The organism is Pseudoxanthomonas sp. LjRoot127 (assembly GCF_964253495.1).
In the GTDB taxonomy this organism is placed as follows: domain Bacteria; phylum Pseudomonadota; class Gammaproteobacteria; order Xanthomonadales; family Xanthomonadaceae; genus Pseudoxanthomonas_A.
This window is the reverse complement of record NZ_CAXUQR020000001.1, coordinates 3,785,543-3,809,251: the sequence shown is the minus strand read 5'-3', so window position 1 is coordinate 3,809,251 and position 23,709 is coordinate 3,785,543. Positions and strand designations below refer to the sequence as shown.

General features: G+C 68.8%; 23 protein-coding genes and 1 pseudogene. 5 read left to right on the top strand and 19 right to left on the bottom strand.

What is annotated here, in order from left to right:
* Positions 1-47 precede the first annotated feature (47 nt).
* The 4 genes from ACSQ19_RS18030 to ACSQ19_RS18015 all read left to right on the top strand — a co-directional run bounded on the left by ACSQ19_RS18030 (position 48) and on the right by ACSQ19_RS18015 (position 6,244).
* Positions 48-434, top strand: a complete 387-nt coding sequence (locus tag ACSQ19_RS18030) for a hypothetical protein (RefSeq protein ID WP_435998922.1) — start codon at positions 48-50, stop codon at positions 432-434.
* Positions 435-496: 62 nt separating this feature from the next.
* Positions 497-1,783 carry a TolC family protein gene (locus ACSQ19_RS18025; RefSeq protein WP_435998920.1) on the top strand — a complete coding sequence of 429 codons (1,287 nt, stop codon included), beginning with the start codon at positions 497-499 and terminating at the stop codon, positions 1,781-1,783.
* The gene (locus tag ACSQ19_RS18020; protein ID WP_435998918.1) at positions 1,780-3,057 is read left to right on the top strand and encodes an efflux RND transporter periplasmic adaptor subunit; all 1,278 of its coding nucleotides are present in this window, start codon (positions 1,780-1,782) and stop codon (positions 3,055-3,057) included. The genes ACSQ19_RS18025 and ACSQ19_RS18020 overlap by 4 nt, the downstream gene beginning before the upstream one ends.
* A 25-nt stretch (positions 3,058-3,082) precedes the next feature.
* Positions 3,083-6,244 (top strand): efflux RND transporter permease subunit, encoded by a 3,162-nt coding sequence (locus ACSQ19_RS18015; protein ID WP_436001023.1) that lies wholly within the window; start codon positions 3,083-3,085, stop codon positions 6,242-6,244.
* 68 nt (positions 6,245-6,312) lie between these two features.
* On the opposite strand, the gene ACSQ19_RS18010 is transcribed toward ACSQ19_RS18015, so the two are convergent.
* Positions 6,313-7,296 (bottom strand): diguanylate cyclase, encoded by a 984-nt coding sequence (locus ACSQ19_RS18010; RefSeq protein ID WP_435998916.1) that lies wholly within the window; start codon positions 7,294-7,296, stop codon positions 6,313-6,315.
* Between the two features lie 231 nt (positions 7,297-7,527).
* Between ACSQ19_RS18010 and ACSQ19_RS18005 the strand changes: the two genes are divergently transcribed.
* Positions 7,528-8,175, top strand: a complete 648-nt coding sequence (locus ACSQ19_RS18005) for a hypothetical protein (protein ID WP_435998914.1) — start codon at positions 7,528-7,530, stop codon at positions 8,173-8,175.
* 70 nt (positions 8,176-8,245) lie between these two features.
* On the opposite strand, the gene ACSQ19_RS18000 is transcribed toward ACSQ19_RS18005, so the two are convergent.
* The 18 genes and pseudogenes from ACSQ19_RS18000 to rpoN form a co-directional block, all read right to left on the bottom strand.
* Positions 8,246-8,836: a TetR/AcrR family transcriptional regulator gene (locus tag ACSQ19_RS18000; RefSeq protein WP_296281125.1), complete on the bottom strand. Its 591-nt coding sequence runs from the start codon at positions 8,834-8,836 to the stop codon at positions 8,246-8,248.
* A 207-nt stretch (positions 8,837-9,043) separates the two neighbouring features.
* The gene (gene fliR / locus ACSQ19_RS17995) at positions 9,044-9,835 is read right to left on the bottom strand and encodes a flagellar biosynthetic protein FliR (protein ID WP_435998911.1); all 792 of its coding nucleotides are present in this window, start codon (positions 9,833-9,835) and stop codon (positions 9,044-9,046) included.
* 18 nt (positions 9,836-9,853) lie between these two features.
* Complete coding sequence (locus ACSQ19_RS17990; RefSeq protein ID WP_296281121.1) at positions 9,854-10,123, bottom strand: flagellar biosynthetic protein FliQ; 270 nt, start codon at positions 10,121-10,123, stop codon at positions 9,854-9,856.
* Positions 10,124-10,133: 10 nt separating this feature from the next.
* Positions 10,134-10,946: a flagellar type III secretion system pore protein FliP gene (fliP, locus tag ACSQ19_RS17985; protein WP_296281119.1), complete on the bottom strand. Its 813-nt coding sequence runs from the start codon at positions 10,944-10,946 to the stop codon at positions 10,134-10,136.
* A 1-nt stretch (position 10,947) separates the two neighbouring features.
* Positions 10,948-11,340, bottom strand: a complete 393-nt coding sequence (gene fliO, locus ACSQ19_RS17980) for a flagellar biosynthetic protein FliO (protein WP_296281117.1) — start codon at positions 11,338-11,340, stop codon at positions 10,948-10,950.
* 8 nt (positions 11,341-11,348) lie between these two features.
* Positions 11,349-11,702 carry a flagellar motor switch protein FliN gene (gene fliN, locus ACSQ19_RS17975; RefSeq protein ID WP_343125254.1) on the bottom strand — a complete coding sequence of 118 codons (354 nt, stop codon included), beginning with the start codon at positions 11,700-11,702 and terminating at the stop codon, positions 11,349-11,351.
* Entirely contained in the window at positions 11,699-12,742 is a 1,044-nt protein-coding gene (fliM, locus tag ACSQ19_RS17970) for a flagellar motor switch protein FliM (protein WP_296281115.1), read from the bottom strand. The genes fliN and fliM overlap by 4 nt, the downstream gene beginning before the upstream one ends.
* A 15-nt stretch (positions 12,743-12,757) precedes the next feature.
* Positions 12,758-13,285, bottom strand: coding sequence for a flagellar basal body-associated FliL family protein (locus ACSQ19_RS17965; protein WP_296281114.1), 528 nt, complete (start codon positions 13,283-13,285; stop codon positions 12,758-12,760).
* 223 nt (positions 13,286-13,508) lie between these two features.
* Positions 13,509-14,771: a flagellar hook-length control protein FliK gene (locus ACSQ19_RS17960; protein WP_435998907.1), complete on the bottom strand. Its 1,263-nt coding sequence runs from the start codon at positions 14,769-14,771 to the stop codon at positions 13,509-13,511.
* On the bottom strand, positions 14,771-15,223 hold the full coding sequence (fliJ, locus tag ACSQ19_RS17955) for a flagellar export protein FliJ (protein ID WP_296281110.1): 453 nt from the start codon (positions 15,221-15,223) through the stop codon (positions 14,771-14,773). The genes ACSQ19_RS17960 and fliJ overlap by 1 nt, the downstream gene beginning before the upstream one ends.
* 18 nt (positions 15,224-15,241) lie before the next feature.
* Positions 15,242-16,639, bottom strand: coding sequence for a flagellar protein export ATPase FliI (gene fliI / locus ACSQ19_RS17950; RefSeq protein WP_435998904.1), 1,398 nt, complete (start codon positions 16,637-16,639; stop codon positions 15,242-15,244).
* Complete coding sequence (locus ACSQ19_RS17945; RefSeq protein ID WP_435998902.1) at positions 16,636-17,253, bottom strand: FliH/SctL family protein; 618 nt, start codon at positions 17,251-17,253, stop codon at positions 16,636-16,638. The genes fliI and ACSQ19_RS17945 overlap by 4 nt, the downstream gene beginning before the upstream one ends.
* On the bottom strand, positions 17,250-18,236 hold the full coding sequence (fliG, locus tag ACSQ19_RS17940; RefSeq protein WP_296281165.1) for a flagellar motor switch protein FliG: 987 nt from the start codon (positions 18,234-18,236) through the stop codon (positions 17,250-17,252). The genes ACSQ19_RS17945 and fliG overlap by 4 nt, the downstream gene beginning before the upstream one ends.
* A 16-nt stretch (positions 18,237-18,252) precedes the next feature.
* A complete protein-coding gene (gene fliF, locus ACSQ19_RS17935) occupies positions 18,253-19,917 on the bottom strand; it encodes a flagellar basal-body MS-ring/collar protein FliF (protein WP_435998900.1) in 1,665 nt (554 codons plus the stop codon).
* A gap of 47 nt (positions 19,918-19,964) precedes the next feature.
* The gene (fliE, locus tag ACSQ19_RS17930) at positions 19,965-20,324 is read right to left on the bottom strand and encodes a flagellar hook-basal body complex protein FliE (RefSeq protein WP_296281105.1); all 360 of its coding nucleotides are present in this window, start codon (positions 20,322-20,324) and stop codon (positions 19,965-19,967) included.
* Between the two features lie 76 nt (positions 20,325-20,400).
* Positions 20,401-21,861: pseudogene (locus ACSQ19_RS17925) on the bottom strand (sigma-54 dependent transcriptional regulator).
* Entirely contained in the window at positions 21,854-22,234 is a 381-nt protein-coding gene (locus tag ACSQ19_RS17920) for a response regulator (RefSeq protein WP_055944547.1), read from the bottom strand. Before ACSQ19_RS17920 ends, ACSQ19_RS17925 begins: the two are co-directional and overlap by 8 nt.
* A gap of 15 nt (positions 22,235-22,249) precedes the next feature.
* A complete protein-coding gene (gene rpoN / locus ACSQ19_RS17915; protein ID WP_435998895.1) occupies positions 22,250-23,674 on the bottom strand; it encodes an RNA polymerase factor sigma-54 in 1,425 nt (474 codons plus the stop codon).
* Positions 23,675-23,709 lie beyond the last annotated feature (35 nt).

The following is a 23,709-nucleotide window of genomic DNA, read 5'->3' as shown; positions in this document are numbered from 1 at the left end:
GGCGTGAAATTGCCTAACGTCACATGCGCCGGCTAGGATGCCCGCCGATGCTCCGCTTCCTCCGCCATCGCCGTGTTGCCTTGCTGCGCCTGCCTGCGCTGGCAATGCTGTTGCTGGCGGTACTGGCCAACCCCGTGCTCGCCTCACTGGGCGACCTGCACGAGTTGGGCAACGGCAACGAGCACCTGCACGCCGTCAACGAGCACGCCGACGTCGCCACCGGGCACGACCATGCCGATGGAGAAGCGGGCGAGGGTGATCTGCTGCATGCGCTGATGCATGCGAGCCACTGCTGCGGCCACCTGACTGCGATCGTGCCGGCGCCGATGCGCGTGCCGGCGATGATCCTGCCTGACGTCACTCCCATCATGGCGACGGTCCCCATGGCGCACGCGCCAAGGGCTTCGTTACTGCGGCCTCCGATCGCCGCGTGATGCCCGCAGCGGGCTGACGTCCTGTCGCCCGCGCCCCATCACCGACGTTCCGGAGACTTCCCATGTGGTTGCGACTGGCGGCATTGGCCGCCTTCGCGATCGCGCCGTGCGTGCACGCACAGGCGCCATCGCCTGCTGTTCCCCCTGACACCCTGACGCTGGACGACGCCATCGCGCGCGTTGCCCGCGTACACCCTGACCTGCGCCTGTTCGGCGCGCGTACCGAAACCCTGCTGGCCGAACGCGAGGTCGCCCTGCAGCGGCCTGCATGGCGGGCCGGGCTGGACGTGGAAAACGTCCTCGGCAGCGGCAATGCGCGTGGCTTCGATCAGGCGGAGGTCACCCTCACCCTGGCCGGCGTGCTGGAACGCGGCGGCAAGCTGGATGCCCGCCGCACGCTTGCGCAGGCCCGTATCGATGCGTTGTCCGTACAGCGCGAGGCGCAGCGCCTCGACCTGCTCGCCGACGTCGCACGGCGTTATCTCGCTGTCACCGGCGCACGCGCCGCGGCTGTCGTGGCGCGCCGGGACATCGCCCAGCGCACGCGTACCGTGGCGGCCGCACGCCAGCGCCTGCAGGCGGGTGCATCGCCCGAATCGGTCGTGCTGACCGCGCAGGCGGCGCTGGCACGTGCGGAACTCGCGCTCGCCCGCGCCGAACAGCAATCCGTGGCCGCGCGGCAGCACCTGGCCGCGTTGTGGGGCGAGCGTGATCCGCGGTTCATCCTCGCCGACGGTGATCCGCTGGCGTTGCCGCCGGTGGCGGACATGGCCGAGCTGGCCACGTTCCTGCAGGGCACGCCCGAACTGGCACAGATTGCCGACGAGCGCCGCATCCGCGAGGCACGCGTGCGCCTGGCGCGTACGGCCGCCACCCCGGATCTCGACTGGCAGGTGGGCGTGCGCCGTTTGCAGGATGGCGACGACACGGCACTGGTCGGTGGCGTGTCGCTGGCGCTGGGCGGTGCACGCCGGGCGCAACCCGGGATCCGCGCGGCCGAAGCCGATCTTGCATCGCTGGAGATCGAACGCGAGTCGCGTGATGTTGCGCTGTATTCCACCCTCACCGATGCGCATGGCCGCTACCGGGTGGCGCAGCTCGATGTGCAGCGCACGCGCGACGACGTACTGCCACGCCTGGTGCGCGCCGAACAGGCGGCCGAACGCGCGTACCGCGCCGGCGCCATCAGCTATCTCGAATGGGCGCAACTGCAGTCCGAGACCACCGCGACGCGCCGTCAGCAACTGGACGCGGCGCTGGAGGCGCATCTCGCGCTGATCGAACTGCAGCGCCTCACCGGCCAGGCCCTCGTGGCCGCACCGACCTCTGAACAAGGAATCTCCCCATGATCTTGCGTCCCCTGATGAGCGCGCTCGCGCTGTCCCTGCTGCTGGCCGCCTGCGGCGGCAAGGACGACGGCCACGCCAACGACCCGGATGGCGAAGCCGGCCACGGCCACGACGAAGGCGCTGGCCACGGTGAAGGAGACGCGGCACGCGGAGAACATGGTGGCCGCCTGCTGGAACAGGACGGCTACCGCGTGGAACTCGCCATCGCCGAGTCCGGCACGCCGCCGACCTACCAGGCGTGGCTGTATCGCGACGGCAAACCGTTGCCGGCCACCGCCGGCAGCGTCGAGGTCCGCCTGGTCCGCCTTGGCAACGTGCGCGAGAACCACGTATTGGTGCCGCAGGCGGATGGCCGCCTGCTGGCGAAGACCGTGGTCGGCGAACCGCATTCCTTCGATGTCGAAGTACTGGCCAAGGTCGAAGGCACATCGCTGCGCTGGACCTACGACAGCTACGAAGGCCGCACCACCATCGGCGCGAGGATCGCCGGGGAATCCGGCATCCGCGTCGCCCCTGTGCAGGCCGGCACCATCGCCGACGAACACGAGGTGCAGGGCCTGCTGACGCCGGTGGAAGGTCGCGTCGCCAACGTCGCCGCGCGCTTCCCGGGTCCGATCCGCCGCCTCGCCGTCAATGCCGGTGACCGTGTTCGGGCCGGGCAGACACTGGCGACGGTGGAAAGCAATCTCAGCCTGACCACGTACTCGGTCACGTCGCCGATCAGCGGCGTGGTGCTGGCGCGCAACGCCAGCGTCGGTAGCGTGGCGGGCGAGGGCGCCATGCTGTTCGAAGTCGCCGACCTGTCATCGTTGTGGGTGGACCTGCATATCTTCGGGTCCGACGCCCAGCACATCGTGCCCGGGGTACCGGTGACGGTGACGCGCCTGAGTGATGGCGTCACCGCGCAGACAACGCTGGAGCGCGTGCTGCCCGGCACCGCGACCGCCAGCCAGAGCACGGTTGCACGCGCGACGCTGGAGAACAGCGATGGCCTGTGGCGTCCCGGTTCGGCGGTGAAGGCGCGCATTACCGTAGAGCAGCAGCCTGCTGCGATGGTGGTGCCGCTCGCTGCACTGCAGACCTTCCGCGACTGGGATGTGGTGTTCGTTCGCGTCGGCGATACCTACGAGATCCGTCCGGTCGAACTGGGCAAGCGCGATGCGCAGCAGGTCGAAGTCCTGACCGGGCTGAAGGCCGGCGACCAGGTCGTCGTCGAACAGAGTTATCTGGTGAAGGCCGACATCGAGAAATCGGGGGCCTCGCATGACCATTGAGTACGACACCCGGGAACGGCGCGGACTGCTGGAGCGCATCCTGCGCTTCGCCATCGCGCACCGCTGGCTGATGATGGCGTTGACGTTGGCGCTCGTCGCGGTGGGCGTGTGGAGCTTCGGCAAGCTGCCGATTGACGTAACCCCCGACATCACCAACGTGCAGGTGCAGGTCAACACGGAGGCGCCAGGCTATTCGCCTCTGGAATCGGAACGGCGCGTGACCTTCACGCTGGAAACCGCGCTCGCCGGACTGCCCGGCCTCGACTACACGCGTTCGATCTCGCGCTACGGCCTGTCGCAGGTGACGGTGGTGTTCAAGGACGGCACCGACGTGTACTTCGCCCGCCAGCAGGTCGGCGAGCGCATCCAGCAGGTGAAGTCGCAGCTGCCCGCCGGCCTGGAACCGGAGATGGGGCCCATCGCCACCGGCATGGGCGAGATCTTCATGTACACGGTGGAAGCGGAGGAGAAGGCGCGCAAGCCCGATGGCACGCCCTACACCGCCACCGACCTGCGCACGCTCCAGGACTGGGTAGTGCGACCGCAGCTGCGCAACGTGCCTGGCGTGACCGAGGTCAACACCATCGGCGGCTTCGCGCGGCAGATCCACATCACCCCGGATCCCGCGCGCTTGGTCGCACTCGGCTTCACCCTGCACGACGTGGTGCAGGCGGTGGCGCGCAACAACCAGAACGTCGGCGCCGGCTACATCGAGCGCAACGGCCAGCAGTTCCTCGTGCGTGCGCCGGGGCAGGTCGCCGACCTCGACGGCATCCGCGACATCGTGCTGGACCGCCGCGATGGCGTGCCGATCCGGGTGCGCGATGTGGCGCAGGTAGGCGAGGGGCCTGAGCTGCGTACCGGTGCGGCGACGCTGGACGGCAAGGAGGTCGTGCTGGGCACGACCTTCATGCTGATCGGCGCCAACAGCCGCGAGGTCTCGCAAGCGGTCGCCGCACGATTGGCCGAAGCCAATCGCAGCCTGCCGGCCGGCGTGCGCGCCGAACCGATGTACGACCGCACCTCGCTGGTCGACCGCACCATCCGCACCGTGGCCAGGAACCTGGTCGAGGGCGCGATCCTCGTCGTCGTGGTGCTGTTCCTGCTGCTCGGCAACGTGCGCGCGGCGCTGATCACCGCCGCGGTGATCCCGCTGTCGATGCTGTTCACCCTCACCGGCATGGTGCGCGGCGGCGTGTCGGGCAACCTGATGAGCCTGGGTGCGCTGGACTTCGGTCTGATCGTCGATGGTGCCGTCATCATCATCGAGAACTGCCTGCGCCGTTTTGGCGAACTGCAGCAGCGGCTCGGTCGCCTGCCGACGGACGAGGAGCGTCTCGACGCGACCGCGTCGGCGACGGCCGAGGTCATCCGGCCCAGCCTGTTCGGCCTGGGCATCATCACTGCCGTCTACCTGCCGATCTTCGCGCTCACCGGGGTGGAGGGAAAGATGTTCCACCCGATGGCCATCACCGTGGTGCTCGCGCTGAGCGGCGCGATGGTGCTGTCGCTGACGTTCGTGCCGGCCGCCATCGCGCTGTTCCTGCGCGGTCGCGTGCAGGAGAAGGAAACGCGCGTGATGGGCTGGGCCCGCCGCGCCTACGCGCCGGTGCTGGCGCGGGCACTGCGTGCGCGCCTCGTCGTGGCGGGCGGTGCGTTCGCGCTGGTCGTGCTCTGCGGCCTGCTGGCCACGCGCCTGGGCACCGAATTCGTGCCCAGCCTGGACGAAGGCGACATCGCCATGCACGCCATGCGCATCCCCGGCACCAGCCTGGACCAGGCGGTACGCATGCAGTCCACGCTGGAAGCGCGGATCAAGCAGTTCCCGGAAGTGCACCGCGTGTTCGGCAAGCTGGGCACGGCGGAAGTGGCGACCGATCCGATGCCGCCGTCGGTGGCGGACACCTTTGTCATGCTGAAGCCGCGCAACCAGTGGCCCGACCCGCGCAAGCCGAAGGCGACGCTGGTGGCGGAGATCGAAAAGGCGGTGGCCGGGATTCCCGGCAACAACTACGAGTTCACCCAGCCCATCCAGATGCGCATGAACGAGCTGATCTCGGGCGTGCGTGCGGACGTCGCGATCAAGCTCTATGGCGATGATCTCGATACGCTGGTGGAAGTGGGCGAGCGTATCGAGGCTGTCGCGAAGACGATCGAAGGTGCAGCCGACGTGCGCATGGAACAGGCCACCGGCCTGCCGCTGCTCACCATCACGCCGGACCGGCAGGCATTGATCCGTTACGGCCTGAATCCCGGCGACGTGCAGGACACTGTGGCGACGGCGGTCGGTGGCGAGGTGGCGGGGCAACTGTTCGAGGGCGACCGTCGTTTCGACATCGTGGTGCGCCTGCCGGAAACGATGCGGCAGGATCCGGCCGCCCTGCACGACCTGCCGATTCCGCTGGGAGGTGCCGGCAACGAGGACGAATCGACGCGCGCGGCAAGCTGGGTCTCGGGAACGCCGGGCACGGTGCCGTTGCGCGAGGTGGCGAAGATCGAGACCACGCTGGGGCCGAACCAGGTCAACCGCGAGAACGGCAAGCGCCGCGTGGTGGTGACGGCCAACGTGCGCGGTCGCGATCTCGGCGGTTTCGTCGATGACCTGCGCACGCGCGTGGGCGCCGAGGTGCAGCTGCCCGCAGGCTACTGGATCGACTACGGCGGCACGTTCGAACAGCTGATCTCGGCCAGCCAGCGCCTGGCGATCGTCGTACCGGCGACGCTGGTGGTAATCTTCGCGCTCTTGTTCTGGGCGTTCGGCTCGGCGAAGGACGCCGCGATCGTCTTCACCGGCGTCCCGCTGGCATTGACCGGTGGCGTCATCGCGCTGGCCGTGCGCGGGATTCCCCTGTCGATCTCGGCCGGGGTGGGGTTCATCGCGCTGTCGGGCGTGGCCGTGCTCAACGGGCTGGTGATGATCGCCTTCATCCGCAAGCTGCGCGCGCAGCGCATGCCTCTGGACGAGGCGGTGGTGGAGGGCGCGCTCGGTCGCCTGCGGCCGGTGCTGATGACGGCGCTGGTCGCCTCGCTCGGCTTCCTGCCGATGGCGTTCAATGTCGGTGCGGGTTCGGAGGTGCAGCGTCCGCTGGCGACGGTGGTAATCGGCGGCATCGTGTCGTCAACGTTGCTGACGCTGGTGGTGCTGCCGGTGCTGTACCGGTGGTGGTGGGCTGGAAACGAGAAGTGAGTGATGGAGCGAGGAGTGAGGGGTGAGAGGAATGGGGTTTCCTCACTCCCCACTTTCTCCGCGCCCTCCTAGAACAGCTCGTCCGCGATCACGTAGCTGTCGCGCCCGGCCGACTTGGCACGGTAGAGCGCGGCATCCGCGCGCGAGAACCAGTCGTGCCAGGTCTTTTCCTGTTCCCTCAACAGGGCGGCGCCCAGCGAGATGGTGATGCGGCCCCCGGGTCCACGCAACGCGCCACGGACGGCCTTGCGCAGCCGCTCGGTGGCGCGCTCCAGGTCCTCGGTGTTGTCGAGCTGCAGCAGCGCCACGAATTCCTCGCCACCGAAACGGAACACCTGGTCGTTGCGACGCATCTCGAAGCGGAGAATGGAGGCCAGGTCGGCGATGGCGGCATCGCCCGCCGCGTGTCCGTACTGGTCGTTGACGTCCTTGAAGTGGTCCAGGTCCAGGACCACCAGGCCGAAGCAGCATTCGCCGCGCTGGAAGCGGTCGACCGCGTCGCCCAGCGCACGCTCCATGCTGCGCCGGTTCGGGACGCCGGTCAGTGCGTCGATGGCGGCCAGGCGCTCGAGTTGCACGCGGTCGTCCTGCGTGCGGGAGGCGAAGATCAGCGAGAACGCGGTGATAAGCGCGGCACTGACGAACACGGAGATCGCATGCACGCCGTCGTGGAAGAAGCCGGGCATCAGCTGGATGCCGACGATCAGCGCGACGTTGCAACCTACCGCCACCCAGCGATGCGCGATGAAGAAGTTGGTCAGCAGCACCAGGTAGGTCCAGGTGAGCGCCGTATGGCCGAGCATCAGGCACGCACCGAACGTGGCGCACGAATTGAACGCCGCCAGCACGTTGCCGGCACGCAGGCTGTCGCCCGTGCGCCACGCATAGACGACAGGCGCCACCACGACCAGGACGACGGCGAGGTCGAAGGCGGCCATGCTGGTGTGCCCCTGCCAGGCCCTGTACACGCCGAACGAGGCGATGGTCACTGCCGTGATGGAGCCCAGCAGGACGATGATGTCCAGGCGGAAATCTCGACGTTTGGGCTTCATGGCGAGGGCCGGGTGACGGCGAGGGGAGTCGGTGGATTCGTCGCTCAACGGGAACGGGACAGGTCGGCTGCGCCACCCCGGCGCCCGCGCAGTGTAGGCGTTGGCTTGAAGGCGCGAGTGATCACCGTCACGCTTGCGGCCGCCGTTCCTTCTCACAGAAGGCCCGCAGCGTCATTGCGTATTCAGCCGATCGTGCGAAGACTCTCGCCACCGCACTGGAGGAGAACGGACATGAAGGCACTGAGAGCAACGGTACTCGCGGCATCGCTGGGCTGGGCGATGGCCTGCAGCTTGCCGGCCCACGCACAGACGGTGGGCTACAACATCCGCACCGGCGATGTCTGGGTGGATACCCGGCTCGGCGAGATCAACGATTACGGGCGCCGTTACCGCGATCCGTTCGTGTCGGAGATGACGGGCTACTACGGCGCGCCGCGCTCGCTCGTGCTGGATCTGCTCGACCGTCGCGGTTGGGCACCTGGCGACGTGTACTTCGCGTGCTCCATCGCGCGCGCCCTGGGGATTCCCTGCGTGGACGTGGTGCAGCGGTACGAGCGCAATCCCGGCCAGGGCTGGGGCAATCTCGCCAAGCAGATGGGCATCAAGCCCGGCTCCCCTGCCTTCCATGCCCTGAAGAAGGGTGCGGCAGGCACGTACGATCGCTGGGGTTACCCCATCCGCGTCGACCAGCGCATCAGTGTCGACTGGTCCAAGCACGGGCCGGGCCAGGGCAAGGGCGCTGCCGGCGGCAAGCCGCAGGCGGGTCCGGCCAGGAATGACCATGCGGGACACGGGCCGGGCAATGCCGGCAAGGGACCTGGCAACAGCGGCAAGGGCAACCCTGGCAAGGGGAACGGCAAGGGCAATGGACGCGACTGAGCCATCGTCCCGCTGACAGGGAAACGGCCTCCCGTGGAGGCCGTTTTTCTTTACGCGCGTCGTGCCCGGATCAGGCCGACAGCGCTTCCAGCGTCTTGAATACCTGGGGCACTGCCATGGCAGGGGTGCCGCCGTTGACCGACACCGCGCGCAGGCCGTGCTGGTAGCTCTGCCAGATCATCTCGTCGGCATGCTGGATGTCGACGCCGCGGAACTCGCCGGCGCCCATGCCACGACTGAGTTCCAACCGTACCGGTTCGCGCATGCGACGGAGCGCCGTGTTCATTTCGGCCTCCACGGCCGGCGACCAGCGCGCCGACACGCTCCACAAGGCAGGGAAGGCGATGAAGTTGGCCGCGTCCTCGCGCGCCATCCAGAAATAGAAATCGAGAATACGCTGTGCGTGCGTCGATCCCTGCGGACGTTCCACCATCGGTGCCCGCCGCGCGGTGTAGTCGCGGATCAACAGGGTGGCGATGATGTCGGCCTTGGTCTCGAAGTGCAGGATGACGCCGCGCGCGCTGAGTCCGGTTTCTTCGCCCAGGTCCATCAACGTGGTCTGGTCGAAGCCCTTGGTGAAGAACAGCCGGCGCGCGGCAGCGAGTACGGCTTCCCGCGTTTCCTGACTGGTACGTCGCTTCTGGGTAGGGCTGTGGTTCACGGCAATCTCCGGTTCGCGGGGGGAGCGCTCCGGCATCGGGCGGGTCGGCTCCGTCCGTGCGTAGGCGTATGTCGCAACTCCCTCGTCCCCATTCTGCACAACTTCATGCATTTAGTGGAACCGGTGACGCACTCTGATGTGAGAAGAACGCGCTGCGCCCCTCATGGAAGCGCTTACCGCGCTTTCACAAACATGACTTTCACGTCTTCACGCGGTGATCTGTCGCGCTGCATCAAACGACACGTCGAAGATCCGCTGCACGGGAGGTCCCAGTTCCCCGGCGAGCAGCGCCAGCAGGAACAGGCCCAGCAGCAGTGCCGTGGGCAGGCCGAGCTGGATGGGATTCAGCGCCGGCGCCGCGCGACCCAGCACGCCGAAGGCGAGGTTCACGGCCAGCATCGCCACCATCACCGGCAATGCCAGGCCGACGGCGGCCCTGAGCACGACGGTGAACAGCATGGGAGCGACTTCCAGCATCTGCTGCACGTCCGGCAGCGCCGTGCCGATCGGCAGCGAGCGGTAACTGTCCACCAGCAGCGAGACCAGCGCGAGATGACCGTTGGCGGTAAAGAACAGCAGGCCGAAGGCCAGGTAGAACCACTGGCCGACCACGCCGGAATTCACGCCACGCAGCGGATCCGACATCTGCGCGAACGCGAGGCCCGTTCCCTGCGAGATCAGTTCGCCCGCCATCGCGCCGGCCTCGAAGGCCAGCCTCAGCATGAACCCCATGCTCGCGCCGACGGCGAGTTCGCGCGCCACGTTGAGCACGGTGCTGGCGTCGAACGCGATGTGGTCCGGCGTGCCGGGCAGCAAGGGTGCCAGAGCCATCGCCAGCGCACCGGCGATGATGACGCGCACGCGCACCGAGACCGCGCGCGTACCGATCAGTGGCGCCGCCATCAGCAACGCCCCCGTGCGCAGCATCGTCCACAGGATGGCGTTGATCATCCCGAAGGCCTGCTGGCCGTCGATCACCATCTGGGTGGCGGGATCCATCGCGTCGCGTCCGCGGCGTCAGCCGATCAGGTGGGGCAATCGCTGGAACAACGTCGTCGTGTATTCCACGAGTACGCCGAGCAGATAGCTGCCGGTGGCGAACAGCGCGGCGGTCAGCGCGATGGCCTTGGCGACGAAGGCGATGGTGGGTTCATTGAGCTGCGTGGCGGCCTGGATCACGCCGACGACCACGCCGACGACCAGCACGACCAGCAGCAGTGGACCCCCGACCCAGAGCGCGATCTCAAGGCCGCCGCGCAGTTCGGTAAGAGCGGTTTCGGGACTCATGCCAGTCTCCTCAGACGCCGTTGAAGCTGGCGGCAAGCGAACCGACGATCAGCACCCAGCCGTCGACCAGCACGAACAGCAGGATCTTGAACGGCGCCGACACCAGCATCGGCGAGAGCATCATCATGCCCATCGACATCAGCACGCTGGCCACGACCAGGTCGATGATCACGAACGGGATGAAGATCAGGAAGCCGATCTCGAAGGCGGTCTTCAGTTCGCTGGTGATGAAGGAGGCGACCACGATCGGGAACGGGACGGCATCCGGTCCCGTGTAGCTGCCGTGCCCGGCCAGGCCGGCGAACGTCATCAGGTCGGTCTCGCGCACCTGCGCCAGCATGAAGTCGCGCAGCGGGCCGGTGGTCAGCGTCCACGCGGTGGAGAAATCGATCTGGCCGTTGAGATAGGGCGCCATGCCCTGGGCCCAGGCTTTCTCGCCCACCGGCATCATCACCAGCATGGTGAGGAACAGCGCCAGACCCACCAGTACCTGGTTGGACGGCGTCTGGCCGGTGCCAAGTGCCTGCCGCAACAGGCCGAGCACGATGATGATGCGGGTGAAGGCGGTCATCGCCAGCAACGCGGACGGGATCAGCGTGATCGCCGTCATCAGCAGCAGCGTCTGCAGCGGCAGGCTGACGGTGTTGTCGCCCACCTGGCCCACGTTGACCTTGGGCAACGTCGGCAAGGCGGGCGCGGTCGGTGCGGCCGGGGCCGTCGGCGCGGCGACGGGTGCCGGGGCCGGTGTCGTGGCCTGCGCGAAGGCAAGCGTCGGCGCGGCCAACCACAGCAGGCAGATCAGGGAAAGAACGAAACGACGCATCTCAGGACTCTTTGCGCAGGCGCTTGGCCAGCAGTTCGGCGAAGTTGGGCATCGTCGGCGCGGGCGCGACGACCAGGGGTTCGGGCAGCGCATGCAGGGCGGTGATGCCTCCGGCGGTCACGCCGATCAGCAACTGCTCCTTGCCGACTTCGATCACCATCACGCGTTCCTTGGCGCCGACCGACAGCATCGACACCACGCGCAGCTGTTCGCTGGGGCGGATGCCCAGGCCGGCACCGGGCAGGCGCTTCAGCAGCCAGGCCAGGCCCAGGATCAGGCCCAGCACCAGGATCAGGCCGACCAGTGCACCGCCGATGCCCGGCGTGGAGGGCGCGTGCTGGCCGATCTTCTGGGCGGGTGCCGCGGCCGCGGCAAGGAGGGCGAAGGCGTGCATGGTCGGGCTCAGCGCAGGCGACGGATGCGTTCGCTGGGGCTGACCACGTCGGTCAGGCGCACGCCGAAGCGGTCGTTGACCACGACGACTTCGCCGTGCGCGATCAGCGTCCCGTTGACGTACACGTCCAGCGGTTCGCCCGCGCCGCGCTCCAGTTCCACCACCGAGCCCTGGTTGAGCTGCAGCAGGTTGCGGATGGGCATGCGCGTGCGGCCGACTTCCAGCGACAGCGTCACCGGCACGTCGAGGATGACGTCCAGGCTCATGTCCGCGTCGTGGCCGGCGTGGCCGTCGTGGCCGTTGTGGGACAGCTCCGTATCGCCGGGGGCGGTGGCAAGGGCTTCTTCGTTCTCGGGAATCATGGCGTAGCGTCCTGGAAGGCGACGGGTGCAAGGGCGTGGCGGGTGGCGGCGGATTGCTGGTGGCGGTTGCCGGGCGGGTGGTGCGCGGTGATCTTCACCGCGTTGAGGCCGTTGGAAATGCCGAACTCCCCGGTGAACACCGGCACCTGCTCGACGCAGACCGGCACGGACTTCGGCAGGTCGATGGGGAGGATGTCGCCCACCTTGAGGCGGGTCAGCTCGCGCAGGTTGATGCGCTTCTCCGCGAGCACGCTGGAGACGGTGACTTCGGCCGAGCGCAGCTGTTCGTGCATGGTCACGCGGAAGCTGTCGTCGTCGTGCACGCGGTCGGACTGGATGCCGGCATCGAGCAGTTCGCGGATAGGCTCCAGCATGGAATAGGGCAGCGTGACGTGCAGGTCGCCGCCGCCGCCGTCCAGTTCCACATGGAAGCGGCTGACCACCACGTACTCGCGCGGACTGACGATGTTGGCGAAATGCGGGTTGACCTCACTGGTGATGTATTCGAAGTCCACCGGCATCACCGGGGCCCAGGCATCGATCAGGTCGGCGAAGGTCTGCTTGAGCAGCAGCTGGATCACGCGCATCTCGGTGGCGGTGAACTCGCGGCCTTCGATCTTGGCCGGGTAGCGGCCATCGCCGCCGAAGAAGTTGTCCACCATCGTGAACACCAGCTTCGGTTCGAACACGATCAGGCCCACGCCACGCAGCGGCTTGAACTTGACCAGGTTGAGGTTGGTCGGCACGTACAGCGAATGCAGGTAGTCGCCGAACTTGATGGTCTCGATGCCGCGCACCGACAGCTCGGCGGAGCGCCGCAACAGGTTGAACAGGCCGATGCGCCACGTGCGCACGAAGCGCTCGTTGATCATTTCCAGCGTCGGCAGGCGGCCGCGCACGATGCGGTCCTGGCTGGCGAAGTCGTAGGTGCGCGCCACGGTGGGATCGTGCGGCGGCTCCTCGGTCTCGATCGCGCCGGTATCGACGCCGTTGAGGAGGGCGTCGATCTCGTCTTGCGACAGCAGGTCACTGGTCATCATGGCGGCGCGGTTCCGTCACTGCATCACGAAGCTGGTGAACAGCAGGGACTCGGCGCACGGCTTGCCGGTCTCGGCGACCAGCAGGGCCTTCACTTCACCGAGAGCGGCGTTCTGCAGGCGCTCCTTGCCTTCGCGCGACATCAGGCCGGCGGCATCCTGCTGCGCGAACAGCATCAGCAGGCGGGCGCGGATGGCGGGCGCATGCAGCTGGATGGCGGTCAGCGCCTCGGGGTCGCGCGTCATCAGCTGCACTTCCACCTGCAGATAGCGCGCGCCGCCGGTTTCGCCGACCAGGTTCACCACGAAGGGCGGCTCCAGCGCGAAGTACTGCGCAGGCGCGGGCACTTCGCCCGGGCTCTTGGCCTTGGGAGCGTCGGCCTTCTCGTCCTTGCTGCCGTGGCTGGCGAAGTACCAGGCGCCGCCGCCTGCAGCGCCGGCCGCGATGACCGCCACCAGCCCGATGGTCAGCAACGACTTGCCGCCCTTGGGCTTGTCGGCCTTGTCGGCCTTGGATTTGCTTGCGTTCTTGTCGGCGGCTGCCACGGCGATGGATCTCCTGAGGGGTCAGTCCAGGGGATGCAAGGGGCGTGCCGGGGCCTGAGGGAAAGGTCGACGGGGTTTTGACGCGCGGTGCCCAGGATGTGCTGACGTGGGAGCGACGTAAGTCGCGATATCGAAGCCGAAGCGCTTGGCGGCGGAGGGCGTACCGACGCCGATATCCGGCTCTCGCGACTTACGTCGCTCCCACAGGAGCGGGATCGGCCCGTCAGGCGTAAGCGTCCACCAGTCCGCGCGCGGTCATGCGGACGGTGCGGGGCGTGTCGGCGACGGGCTCGCCCGCATCGCCACGGGCGTCACCGGGCTGCGGCGCGCTGCCCTGTGACGGCGGCGCGTGCTGCTGGCCGACATCGGCGTGGGCGAGCTGGAAGCCGTGCTGGCCGAGCATGTCGCGCAGGCGTGGCAGGCTGCTCTCCAGGGCCTGGCGGACCTCGGCCTGCGCGCTGCTGAAGTCGGCATGCACGCGGTCGCCCTCCAGGCGCAGGCGTATCTCGACCGTGCCCAGGTCGTTGGGGGTGACCTTGATGTGGGCATGTCCGATCTTCTGGTCCGCCATCCAGCGGACGGCGTCGCCGATGTCGTCGTCGAAGTGGCCGCCGTGCAGGTCGGCGCTGGGCGCTTCCATCGGGTTGACGGTCTCGGTGCGGGACAGGCCGAGCGGTGCGTTCGAGGCGCCGACGCCGGCCAGCAGGTTGTTCACCGGCGCGGGAGCGTCGCCGTCGTCGGAGCGCAGGGCATCGACGATGTCGCGACCCAGCTGGACCGCGTCGGGCACGGCCGCCGCGACCTGGCCTGCCGCCAGATGGGTCGCGAACGACAGCAGGTTCTGCAGCGGGGCCTTGGCCGACGTCTCGGGCGCGGCCGTTGCCGCGGGCAACGCGGTGGCGGTCGACCCATCGGCGGAGTTCGTCGGCGCGGGATCGGCGCTGGCGGCGTCGATGCCGGCCGCTGCCAGGACCGGCATGCCGCCGGGCAACGACGCAGGCATCGGTGCGCGGGTACCGGCCAGCAACGCATCGGGCTCCAGCGGGGCAGTGGGCGAGGCCGTGTCCGGCAGGAGGGTGCCGGACGGATGGCCCGCCAGGTCGATCATCGTCGGTGCGGCCGCATTCGCCGGGACCATGACCGGTGCCGGCACAGGTGCTTCCAGCAACGTGAGCACGACCCGCGACGCCGCGTCCTGCGCAGCGGCCGTGTCTTCATCGGTGCTGGCGCGGGCGTCGTCGGTCTTGCGGGCAGTCGCGCCGGTCGGTGGCGCAGACGGGTCTCTTGCTTCGCCGGCCCGCGCACTGGTCGCACGTGCGGTGTCGTCGCGTTTCACGGGACGACGGACCATCTCGTCGAACGCGGGCTTCTTCACGGTGCCCGGATCATCACTTGCAGGCACCGTGCCGGCCGATGCCGATGCCGATGCCGGCGCAGGCGGCGGCGCCTTGGCCGCGAACGGCAGCGCGGACGTCGATGAAGGCATCAGGCGTCCTCGTTCTCGCGGGCGGTGGCGGCCAGGCGGGCGCGGCGCGCGCCCACGTCGTCCATTTCGCGCTGGTCGCGACGGTCCACGATCAGCTTTTCCTGCACGCGATAGCTCGCGGCGAGCTGTTCAAGCACCTGCTTGTCGCGGCTGGCCAGCAGCAGGCGGTCGCGTTCGATGTCCACGCTGGCGCGGCTGCGGTCGACGTTCTGCAACTGCTGCTTGAGCGCCTGGTCGATGCGCTCGAGGAAGGCGCGCCGGTTGGCCAGTTGCGCGGGGCTGGTCGCGGCCATCTGGCTGTTGGCGTAGTCCTCGGCGTACTGGCGGAGCTCCTCCAGCCGGGATTCGTGCTGCGCCAGCGTGTTCTGGCGCTCGGCCAGCTCGCGGGCGACGGAATCCTCGTGCTCCTGCGCGCGGCGCAGCAGGGGATCGATTCGGCGGGACTGCATCATGACGGGGGTTCCTTGGCGTTACTGCAGGCCGGGCGGCAGCGGAATGCCGGCGGCGGCGTTGCGTTGGATCAGGGATTCCAGGGCGGCGCGGCTGCTCGGCAGGTCGGCGGCGCGCGCCACGTCCTGGCCGAGGAATTCGACGATCTCCGGCCAGCGTTCGAGCGCTTCGTCCACGGTCGGATCGTTGCCGCGCTGGTAAGCGCCGATGGCGATCAGGTCGCGGTTGCTGTTGTAGGCCGACAGCAGGCGCTTGAGCTTGCGGATGCGGTCGCGCCAGGTCTCGTCGGCGATTTCGGTGACCACGCGGCTGACCGAGGATTCGACATCGATGGCGGGGTAGAGCCCGGCGTCGGCCACGCGGCGCGACAGCAGGATGTGGCCGTCGAGGATGGCGCGCGCGGCGTCGGCGATCGGGTCCTGCGGATCGTCGCCTTCGGTGAGCACCGTGTAGAACGCGGTGATGGAACCGCGCCCCTTAGCGCCGTTGCCCGCGCGTTCGACCAGCGCCGGCAGGCGTGCGAACACGGACGGCGGATAACCGCGCGTGGTCGGCGGCTCGCCGACCGACAGGCCGATCTCGCGTTGCGCCTGGGCAAAACGGGTCAGCGAATCCATCAGCAGCAGGACATTCAGGCCCTGGTCGCGGAACCATTCGGCGATCGCCGTGGCGCGGTACGCGCCCTGCAGGCGCGCCAGCGGCGGACGGTCGGCGGGGCTGGCGACGACGACCGCGCGTGCCAGGCCGGACGGGCCGAGTGTGGTCTCGACGAAATCACGAACTTCGCGGCCGCGTTCGCCGATCAGGCCGACGACGATCACGTCGGCGGCGGTGTAGCGGGTCATCATGCCCAGCAACGTCGACTTGCCGACACCGGAGCCGGCGAACAGGCCGACGCGCTGGCCACGGCCGATCGGCAGCAGGGCGTTGATCGCGCGCACGCCGACGTCGAGCGGCTGGGTGATGGGTTCGCGCGAAAGCGGATTGATCGCGATGCCGGCGAGGCTGACGCTGCCCTCGGCGCGGATCGGGCCGCGTCCGTCGAGCGGCACGCCATCGCTGTCGATGACGCGGCCCAGCAGGCCTTCGCCGACTTCCACGCCGCCACGACGGCGCGAGGGCACCACGCGCGCATTGGGCAGCAGTCCGTGCAGTTCGGCGCTGGGCATCAGGTAGGTGCGTTCGCCGGAGAAACCGACGACTTCCGCATCCACCCAGCCGCCGTCGACGACTTCCACCTTGCAGGTGGCGCCCATCGGCGCTTCGCAGCCGATGGCTTCCAGGGTCAGGCCGACGGCGCGGCGCAGGATGCCTTCGCGGATCAGGCCGCGGCCACCGAGCTCGGGGTTGATCTGCGACAGCCGCGCGGACAGGCGCAGGTCGCGGGCGGTCAGCCATTCCAGCGGCTGGGCACTCATGCCCGCGCTCCCCGGTTGAGCACGGTGTCCAGCGCGCCGCGCAGGCGGGCTTCCAGCGTGCCGTCGATGCGCACACTTTCCGCATGCACGCGCAGGTCGCCCCGGCTCAGCGAAGTGTCGGCGGTCAGGCGCGTATGCGCCGTCATTGCCAGCACCGGCGTCAGTGCGGCGATGTCGTCCGGATGCAGGCGCAGTTCGACTTCGCGCTGCGAACCGCCCACGGCATCCAGCGCGGAGGTCGCCAGTTCCTGCAGCAACACCGGATCGGTCTGGTACGCGCGCCCGACCAGGGCACCGGCGATGCGCACGGCGAGTTCGGAGAGCGCGGCGACGACCTCATTCTCCAGACGGTCGAGCGGACGCGAGAAATTGTCGAGGATGCCCTCCATCTGCGCGGCGAGGCGGCGCACCTCGGACTGGCCCTGTGCGAATCCGTCGGCATGGCCTTCGGCGAGGCCGCGTTCCAGGCCCTCGCGATGGGCAGCGTCCTGGATGGCCTGGATCTCGTCCAGCGTCGGCGGCACCAGCGGCGGTGCCTCCTGTTCGGCGGCGGCATCGGACACGACCACGTCGAGCGGTGCCGGCATCCAGCGCAGGGGCGAGGGCGCGCTCATACCATTTCCTCGGCGCTGGCGGTCAGGGCGATGACGCCCTGGTCAGCCAGGCGGCGCACGATGGCGAGGATTTCCTTCTGCGCGCCTTCCACGTCGGACAGGCGCACCGGGCCGCGCGCTTCCATGTCCTCGAGCAGGATCTGTGCGGCACGCTGCGACATGTTGCGGGTGATCTTTTCCTTGACCTTGGCGTCGGCCCCACGCAGCGCCAGGCCCAGGCGGTCGTTCGGAACTTCGCGCAGCAGCGCCTGCAGCTCGCGGTCTCCGAGTTCGGCCAGGTTGTCGAAGACGAACATCAGGTCCTGGATGCGCGCGCCCAGGTCGGCGTCGACCTGGGTGATGCTGCCCAGGATCACCTGGTCCTGGCCCGAATCCATGAAGTTCAGGATGTTCGCCGCCACCTTCACGCCCCCGATGCTGGAGGCCTTGAGGTTCTGGTTGCCGGCGAACTGGCGCTCCATGATTTCGTTGAGCTCGTTCAGCGCGTTCGGCGGGATGCCGTCCAGCGTGGCGATGCGCAGCAGCACGTCGGTGCGGGTGCGCTCGGGCAGCAGCTTGAGCGTATCGGCGGCCTGGTCGCTGTCCAGGTGGGCCAGCACGATGGCGATGATCTGCGGGTGCTCGTTGCGCACCAGGTCGGCGATGGCACGCGGGTCCATCCACTTCAGCGTGTCCAGCCCGGTGGTGTTGCGGCCCAGCAGGATGCGGTCGATCAGGCTGCCGGCCTTGTCCTCGCCCAGCGCCTGCACCAGCACCTTGCGCACGTAGTCGTCGGCACCCATGCCCAGCGATGTCTGCTTGTCGAGCGCTTCGCCGAAGTTCGAGATCACCTGCATGACCTGCTCGCGGCTGATGCCGGAGATGGTGGCCATGGCGATGCCGAGCTTCTGCACCTCCTTGGCGTTCATGTGCTTGAGCACCTCGGCGGCGTCCTCCTCGCCCAGCGAGAGCAGCAGCACGGCGGCGCGCTGCACACCGGTCAGCGTGTTGTCCTGCGCGTTACTCATCGCTGGCCACCCAGTCCTTGACCACCTGTGCGACCTGCTTGGAGTCGGTCTTCACCGCTTCCCGCGCCTGGCGCAGGCGGTCTTCGTAAGCATCGGAGGGCAGGGCGCGCAACGGTGGCGCGTGCTCGTGCGAGAGCGTGGCGACCACGCCGTCTTCGTCTTCCGCGTGCACCACGTTGACGTCGATCCCGTCGTCCTCGTGCTTCAGCTTGGCGGTCGGGCTGATGATCTGGCGCATGGCCGGGCGCAGCACGCCGAACAGCAGTGCGACGACCACCAGCGCGCCCAGCCCGTAGCGCGCGATGTCGCGCACCATCGGGTTGTGCAGCCACGGGCTTTCCCAGAATGGAACGTCCGAGGGCGCTTCGGTCTCGCGCACGAAAGGTGCGTTCATCACCGACACCGAGTCGCCGCGCGCCGCGTCGAAGCCCACGGCCTCCTTCACCAGCGCTTCGATGCGGGCCAGCGTCGCGGCGTCCAGCGCCGTCATCACCACCTTGCCGTTCTCGCCGGTGCGCGGCACGTGGTCGACCAGCACCGCGGCGGTGACGCGGCGCACGCGGCCCGCGGGCTGGCGCGTGTGCTGCAGGGTGCGGTCCATCTCGAAGTTGCGGGTGGCGCTGCTGCTGGTTTCCACCGGGGCGGCGGGGTTCGGCGCGGCGGCGGCATTCGGGCCCGGCGGCGTGTTGCTGGTGGCGCCGGGTACGCCTTCCGGGCCGGTGGCGGCGACGCTGTTCTGGCTGACCTGCTCGCTGCGGATCTTGGCCGGGTCGTTGGCGAAGGTTTCGCGCGCTTCTTCGGTGACGGAGAAGTCCATGTCCACGGCGACCTCCGCATTGACGCGGCCGGGGCCGGTCAGCGGTTCCAGCAGTTCGCGGATGCGTTCGTTGAAGGACGTTTCCAGTTTGCGCACGCGCTCGAACTGGGCGGCGTTGAGCGCGGCCTCGCTGTTCGGGTCGCTGATGGTCAGCATGCGGCCGCTCTGGTCGACCACGGTGACGCGCTCCGGGGCCAGGTCGGGGATCGAGGACGAGACCAGGTGGACGATGGCATCGACCTGGTTGCGCTCCAGCATCGTGCCCGAGCGCAGGTCCAGCACCACGGACGCGCTGGCCACTTCGCGCTGCCGGGTGAACGCGCTGGGCTTGGGGATGGCCAGGTGCACGCGGGCGTCGCGCACCGGACGCAGCGTGGTGATGGTGCGGACCAGTTCGGTTTCCAGTGCGTGCTGGTAGCGCGCGTTCTCGACGAACTGGCTGACGCCGAAGCCGGGATCGCGTTCCATCATCTCGAAGCCGAGGCGGCCGCTTTCGGCCAGGCCGGCGCCGGCCAGCTTCAGGCGGGCATCGTGCAGGTTTTCTTCGGGCACGGAGATCGCGCCGCTGGCCTGGTCCAGCTGGAAGGGGATCTGCGCCGCGCGCAGCATGTCGGTGGCTTCGGCGGTGGCCTTGGCGTCCAGGCCGGTGTACAGCGGGGTGTAGGCCGGCTTCTGCGACCAGAAGAACACCATCATGCCCACCGCCACCGCACCGGCGATCAGCAGCAGCGTGCCCATCTGCTTGAACACGCGGGCGTCCTGCATCTTGGTCAGCGCCGCGCCGGCCTTGTCGGCGGTCAGCGATTCCTTCAGGGCTTCCTTGGACAGCGTGAGGGCCATGGCGACGGGTCGGTTCTAGGAGAAGGAAAGGGAAGGTGGGTGCCGCATCACAGCGGCATGTTCATCACGTCCTGGTAGGCCTGCACCAGGCGATTGCGGACCTCGACGGTGGCGCGGAAAGCGACCTGCGATTGCTGGGCGGCCACCATCACCCGCGCCAGGTCGGCGCGCGGGTCGCCGAGTTCGAAGGCCTGGGCCAGCGCGCCGGACGTCTTCTGCGCGTTGTTCACGCCCTCGAGCGCGTTCTGCAGGGTGTCGCCGAAGCTGGGCGCCTTGACGCCCGGCTGCTCCAGTCCCACCCGCCCCGGGCCGATCGCGCCCGGATTCGGCATCGGCTCCAGTGCGCGGGTACCGACCTGGTGCTGGTAGCTGCGGATCTGCGAGAGGATGGAAGTGACGTCGGACATGGGCGGGTGCTTCGGTCGTCGGGTGTCTTGCGTAGTCGGTTGCAAGACCCGTGCCGGAAACCGCGCCCGGGGCCAGTCAGTTTTCCGTCGCCAGCGCCACGTCTTCGCGCTCGATGCCGTACTTGCGCAGCTTTTCCACCAGCGTGGTGCGGCGCAGGCCCAGCAACTGGGCCGCATGCGCGACCACGCCGCCGGCGCGGTCCAGCGCGTCGCGGATCAGGTTCAGTTCGATCTGCGCGATGTGCTCGCGCAGGTCGATGCCGGCTTCGGGCAGGCGATCGGCGGGCGTCACGGCCGCCGCCACGATGGCCGACGGGGCGGGTGCGGTGGCGGCCGGCGCAGGCGCTGCGACGACGGTAGGCGCGGCCGGCACCTCGACGCCTTCCGGCTGGTAGCGCTTCGGCAGGTCGGCCACGCGCACCAGGCCGCCGGGATGCAGCACGGCAAGACGCTCGACCAGGTTGGTGAGCTCGCGCACGTTGCCCGGCCAGGCGTACAGGCGCAGCGCCTACAGCGTCTCGCTGGCGAAGCGCACTTCGCCGCGGCCGGTGCGCGAGAGCTGCGCGGCGATGGTCATCACCAGGTCGGGCAGGTCGTCGGCGCGCTCGCGCAGCGCGGGCATCTCGATGGGGAACACGTTGAGCCGGTAGAACAGGTCTTCGCGGAAGTGGCCGTCGGCGATACGCGCTTCCAGGTTGCGGTGGGTGGCGGCGATCACGCGCACGTTGCAGCGGATGGTCTGGTTGCCGCCGACGCGCTCGAAGCTGCGTTCCTGCAGCACGCGCAGCAGCTTGACCTGCATCGGCAGGCTCATGTCGCCGATCTCGTCCAGCAGCAGCGTGCCGCCTTCGGCCATTTCGAAGCGGCCCTTGCGGGCGGTCAGCGCGCCGGTGAAGGCGCCTTTCTCGTGGCCGAACAGCTCGCTCTCCAGCAGGTCCGGCGGGATGGCGCCGCAATTGATGGCCACGAACGGGCCGTCGCGACGCGGCGACTGGTCGTGGATGGCGCGGGCCACCACTTCCTTGCCGGTACCGGACTCGCCGAGCACCAGCACGGTGGTGTCGAAGGTGGCAACCTGCTCGATCATGCGGCGCAGCCGGGTGACCGCGGGACTGTTGCCGGTCGGGCCGCTGGTGCTGACCTGCTGGGCCTGGTGTTCGGTATCCAGCCGCTTCAGGCTGGCGCGGCGCAGGCAGGCTTCCAGCTGGGCGTGGCGGATGGGGCTTTCCAGCGCCCAGACCCCGGCCTCGTGCAGGCCGTGGGCGGCCGCGAAGCCCGCGGTGTCGCCTTCCAGCAGCAGCACCGGCGGGGGCAGCGGGGCCTTGCCCAGCCACGCGAAGAAGCCGTCGGCGGCCTTCTGGTCGTCGAGCGAACCGACCACCACCGCCAGCCAGTCGTGCTGCCGGGCGCGGCGGACATCCACGTCACCGGCGCTGGAGACCCAGCGGGGCGTCAGGTCCATGAATTCGAGCAGTCCGGCCAGGCGTTCGGCACGCGTGGCGTCGGCGTCGATGACGAGGATGCGGGATTCACTCATGGCGGCGGTCTTTGAATTTTTCGAGGATGGGCAAGACTTCCTGGATGTAGGAAAGCTTGCTGACGAAGTCGTCGGCGCCGGCGCGCATCGCGTGTTCGCGGTGTTCCGCGTCGTCGAAGTGGCTGGCGATGACGATGAAGGGCGGGGCGTCCTGCGTCTTGATCAGGCGGGTGGCCTGCAGGCCGCCCATTTCCGGCATGGCCAGGTCCATCAGCACCACGTCCGGACGCAGGGTCTCGGAGCGTTCGATGGCTTCCAGGCCATTGCTGGCACGGCCCACGATGTCCAGCCATTCCACCTTGCGCAGGTGGCGCAGGGCGGCATTGATGAAACCTTCGTGGTCGTCCACCAGCAGTACGGTGATCTTGCTCATTGCGGTCGTGCTCCGTTATCCAGCCTTGGCCAAGACGGATACGGTAGCGCGTCGGCGTTCCCGGGCGGGAGCGATATCGAGTTGTTCACGGTACTTGGCGACGGTCCGGCGGGCGATATGGATGCCCTGGCGCGCCAGCAGGCCGGCGATGGCCTCGTCGGCCAGCGGCTTGCCCGCCGGTTCGGAATCGATCAGGCGGCGGACCATCGCGCGGACGGCCGGGCCGGACACGTTGGCGCCTTCCAGACGTACCGCGAAGAAGTGCTTCAGCTCGAACGTGCCGCGCGGGGTCTGCATGTACTTGCCGGTGGTGATGCGCGAGACGGTGGACTCGTGCATGCCGATGGCATCGGCGATCTCCTTCAGCGTCAGCGGGGCCATCGCTTCGTCGCCCTGGGTCAGGAAGCCCGCCTGGCGTTCGACGATGGCGCGCGCGGTGCGCAGCAGGGTGTCGTAGCGGATGGAGAGGCCACGGGTCAGCCAGCGCGCCTCCTGCAGCAGTTCGCGCAACTTGCCGGCGCCTTCGGACGGCTCGACCTGGTCCAGGGCGCGTTCCTGCATGGCGTTGACGCGGACGCGCGGGGTGGTGGCCGGGTTCAGTGCCACGCGCCACGCGCAGTCGGCGTGCCAGGCCACCACGTCCGGCACGATGTAACCGGTCGGGGCAGGCGCCAGCGACGCGCCCGGGCGCGCATCCAGCGACAGCACCAGCCGCACGCCTTCCATGACCTGGTCCAGGTCGAGCTCCAGCAGGCGGGCGAGGGCGTCGTACTCGTGCGCGGCCAGCAGGGCCATGCCGTCGGTGACGATGCGGCGCGCGACGTGGCGGGCGGGCACGCGCCCCTGCAGGCAGTCCAGCTGTACCAGCAGGCATTCGCGCACGTCGGCCGCGGTCAGGCCGGGGAACTCGCCGCGCAGCAGGCGCTCGCGCAGGGCGAGTGCGGCGCCGGTGGTGAGGTCGAAGCGCGCCGACGCCAGCAGCGCCAGCGTATCGGGTGCCTGCTCCAGGTAGCCGGCGTCGTTGGTGTGCTCCAGCCAGAACGCGACCACGTCGAGCGCACGATCGTCCAGTTCCAGCGCCAGGCGGTCCAGCACGCGGACGTGCGGGTCGCTGGATTCACCGGCCTCGACGCGCTGCATGCGGTCGTCGTCGCCGTCCTGCCAGCCGGCACCGGCCACGTCCCACAGGTTCGATTCGGGAAGTTCGTCGAACGCGGCCGTTTCCAGCGTCGCCACGTCCTGTGCGGGGAGCACCTCGATGTCACCGGCCGGGTCGGCGTCCTGTACTTCCTCCACTTCGAGCAGCGGATTGAGGTCCAGTGCCCGGCGCACCTCCATCTCCAGCTGCAGGCCGTCCAGCTGCAGCAGCCGGATCGACTGCAGCAGTTGCGGCGTCAGGTGGAGTTGCTGCCCGAGCTGGGTGGAAAGTCCCGTCTTCATTCCCGTGATCCCCGATTCGATGGCATGCCGAGCTG

What these genes read in the sequence shown, in the direction of transcription:
- ACSQ19_RS18030 (WP_435998922.1), top strand. Translation starts at nt 48, where the DNA reads ATGCTCCGCTTCCTCCGCCATCGCCGTGTTGCCTTGCTGCGCCTGCCT.
- ACSQ19_RS18025 (WP_435998920.1), top strand. Translation starts at nt 497, where the DNA reads ATGTGGTTGCGACTGGCGGCATTGGCCGCCTTCGCGATCGCGCCGTGC.
- ACSQ19_RS18020 (WP_435998918.1), top strand. Translation starts at nt 1,780, where the DNA reads ATGATCTTGCGTCCCCTGATGAGCGCGCTCGCGCTGTCCCTGCTGCTG.
- ACSQ19_RS18010 (WP_435998916.1), bottom strand. Translation starts at nt 7,296, where the DNA reads ATGAAGCCCAAACGTCGAGATTTCCGCCTGGACATCATCGTCCTGCTG.
- ACSQ19_RS18005 (WP_435998914.1), top strand. Translation starts at nt 7,528, where the DNA reads ATGAAGGCACTGAGAGCAACGGTACTCGCGGCATCGCTGGGCTGGGCG.
- fliR (WP_435998911.1), bottom strand. Translation starts at nt 9,835, where the DNA reads ATGGATCCCGCCACCCAGATGGTGATCGACGGCCAGCAGGCCTTCGGG.
- ACSQ19_RS17990 (WP_296281121.1), bottom strand. Translation starts at nt 10,123, where the DNA reads ATGAGTCCCGAAACCGCTCTTACCGAACTGCGCGGCGGCCTTGAGATC.
- fliP (WP_296281119.1), bottom strand. Translation starts at nt 10,946, where the DNA reads ATGCGTCGTTTCGTTCTTTCCCTGATCTGCCTGCTGTGGTTGGCCGCG.
- fliO (WP_296281117.1), bottom strand. Translation starts at nt 11,340, where the DNA reads ATGCACGCCTTCGCCCTCCTTGCCGCGGCCGCGGCACCCGCCCAGAAG.
- fliN (WP_343125254.1), bottom strand. Translation starts at nt 11,702, where the DNA reads ATGATTCCCGAGAACGAAGAAGCCCTTGCCACCGCCCCCGGCGATACG.
- fliM (WP_296281115.1), bottom strand. Translation starts at nt 12,742, where the DNA reads ATGATGACCAGTGACCTGCTGTCGCAAGACGAGATCGACGCCCTCCTC.
- ACSQ19_RS17960 (WP_435998907.1), bottom strand. Translation starts at nt 14,771, where the DNA reads ATGCCTTCATCGACGTCCGCGCTGCCGTTCGCGGCCAAGGCGCCGCCG.
- fliJ (WP_296281110.1), bottom strand. Translation starts at nt 15,223, where the DNA reads ATGATGCAGTCCCGCCGAATCGATCCCCTGCTGCGCCGCGCGCAGGAG.
- fliI (WP_435998904.1), bottom strand. Translation starts at nt 16,639, where the DNA reads ATGAGTGCCCAGCCGCTGGAATGGCTGACCGCCCGCGACCTGCGCCTG.
- ACSQ19_RS17945 (WP_435998902.1), bottom strand. Translation starts at nt 17,253, where the DNA reads ATGAGCGCGCCCTCGCCCCTGCGCTGGATGCCGGCACCGCTCGACGTG.
- fliF (WP_435998900.1), bottom strand. Translation starts at nt 19,917, where the DNA reads ATGGCCCTCACGCTGTCCAAGGAAGCCCTGAAGGAATCGCTGACCGCC.
- fliE (WP_296281105.1), bottom strand. Translation starts at nt 20,324, where the DNA reads ATGTCCGACGTCACTTCCATCCTCTCGCAGATCCGCAGCTACCAGCAC.
- ACSQ19_RS17920 (WP_055944547.1), bottom strand. Translation starts at nt 22,234, where the DNA reads ATGAGCAAGATCACCGTACTGCTGGTGGACGACCACGAAGGTTTCATC.
- rpoN (WP_435998895.1), bottom strand. Translation starts at nt 23,674, where the DNA reads ATGAAGACGGGACTTTCCACCCAGCTCGGGCAGCAACTCCACCTGACG.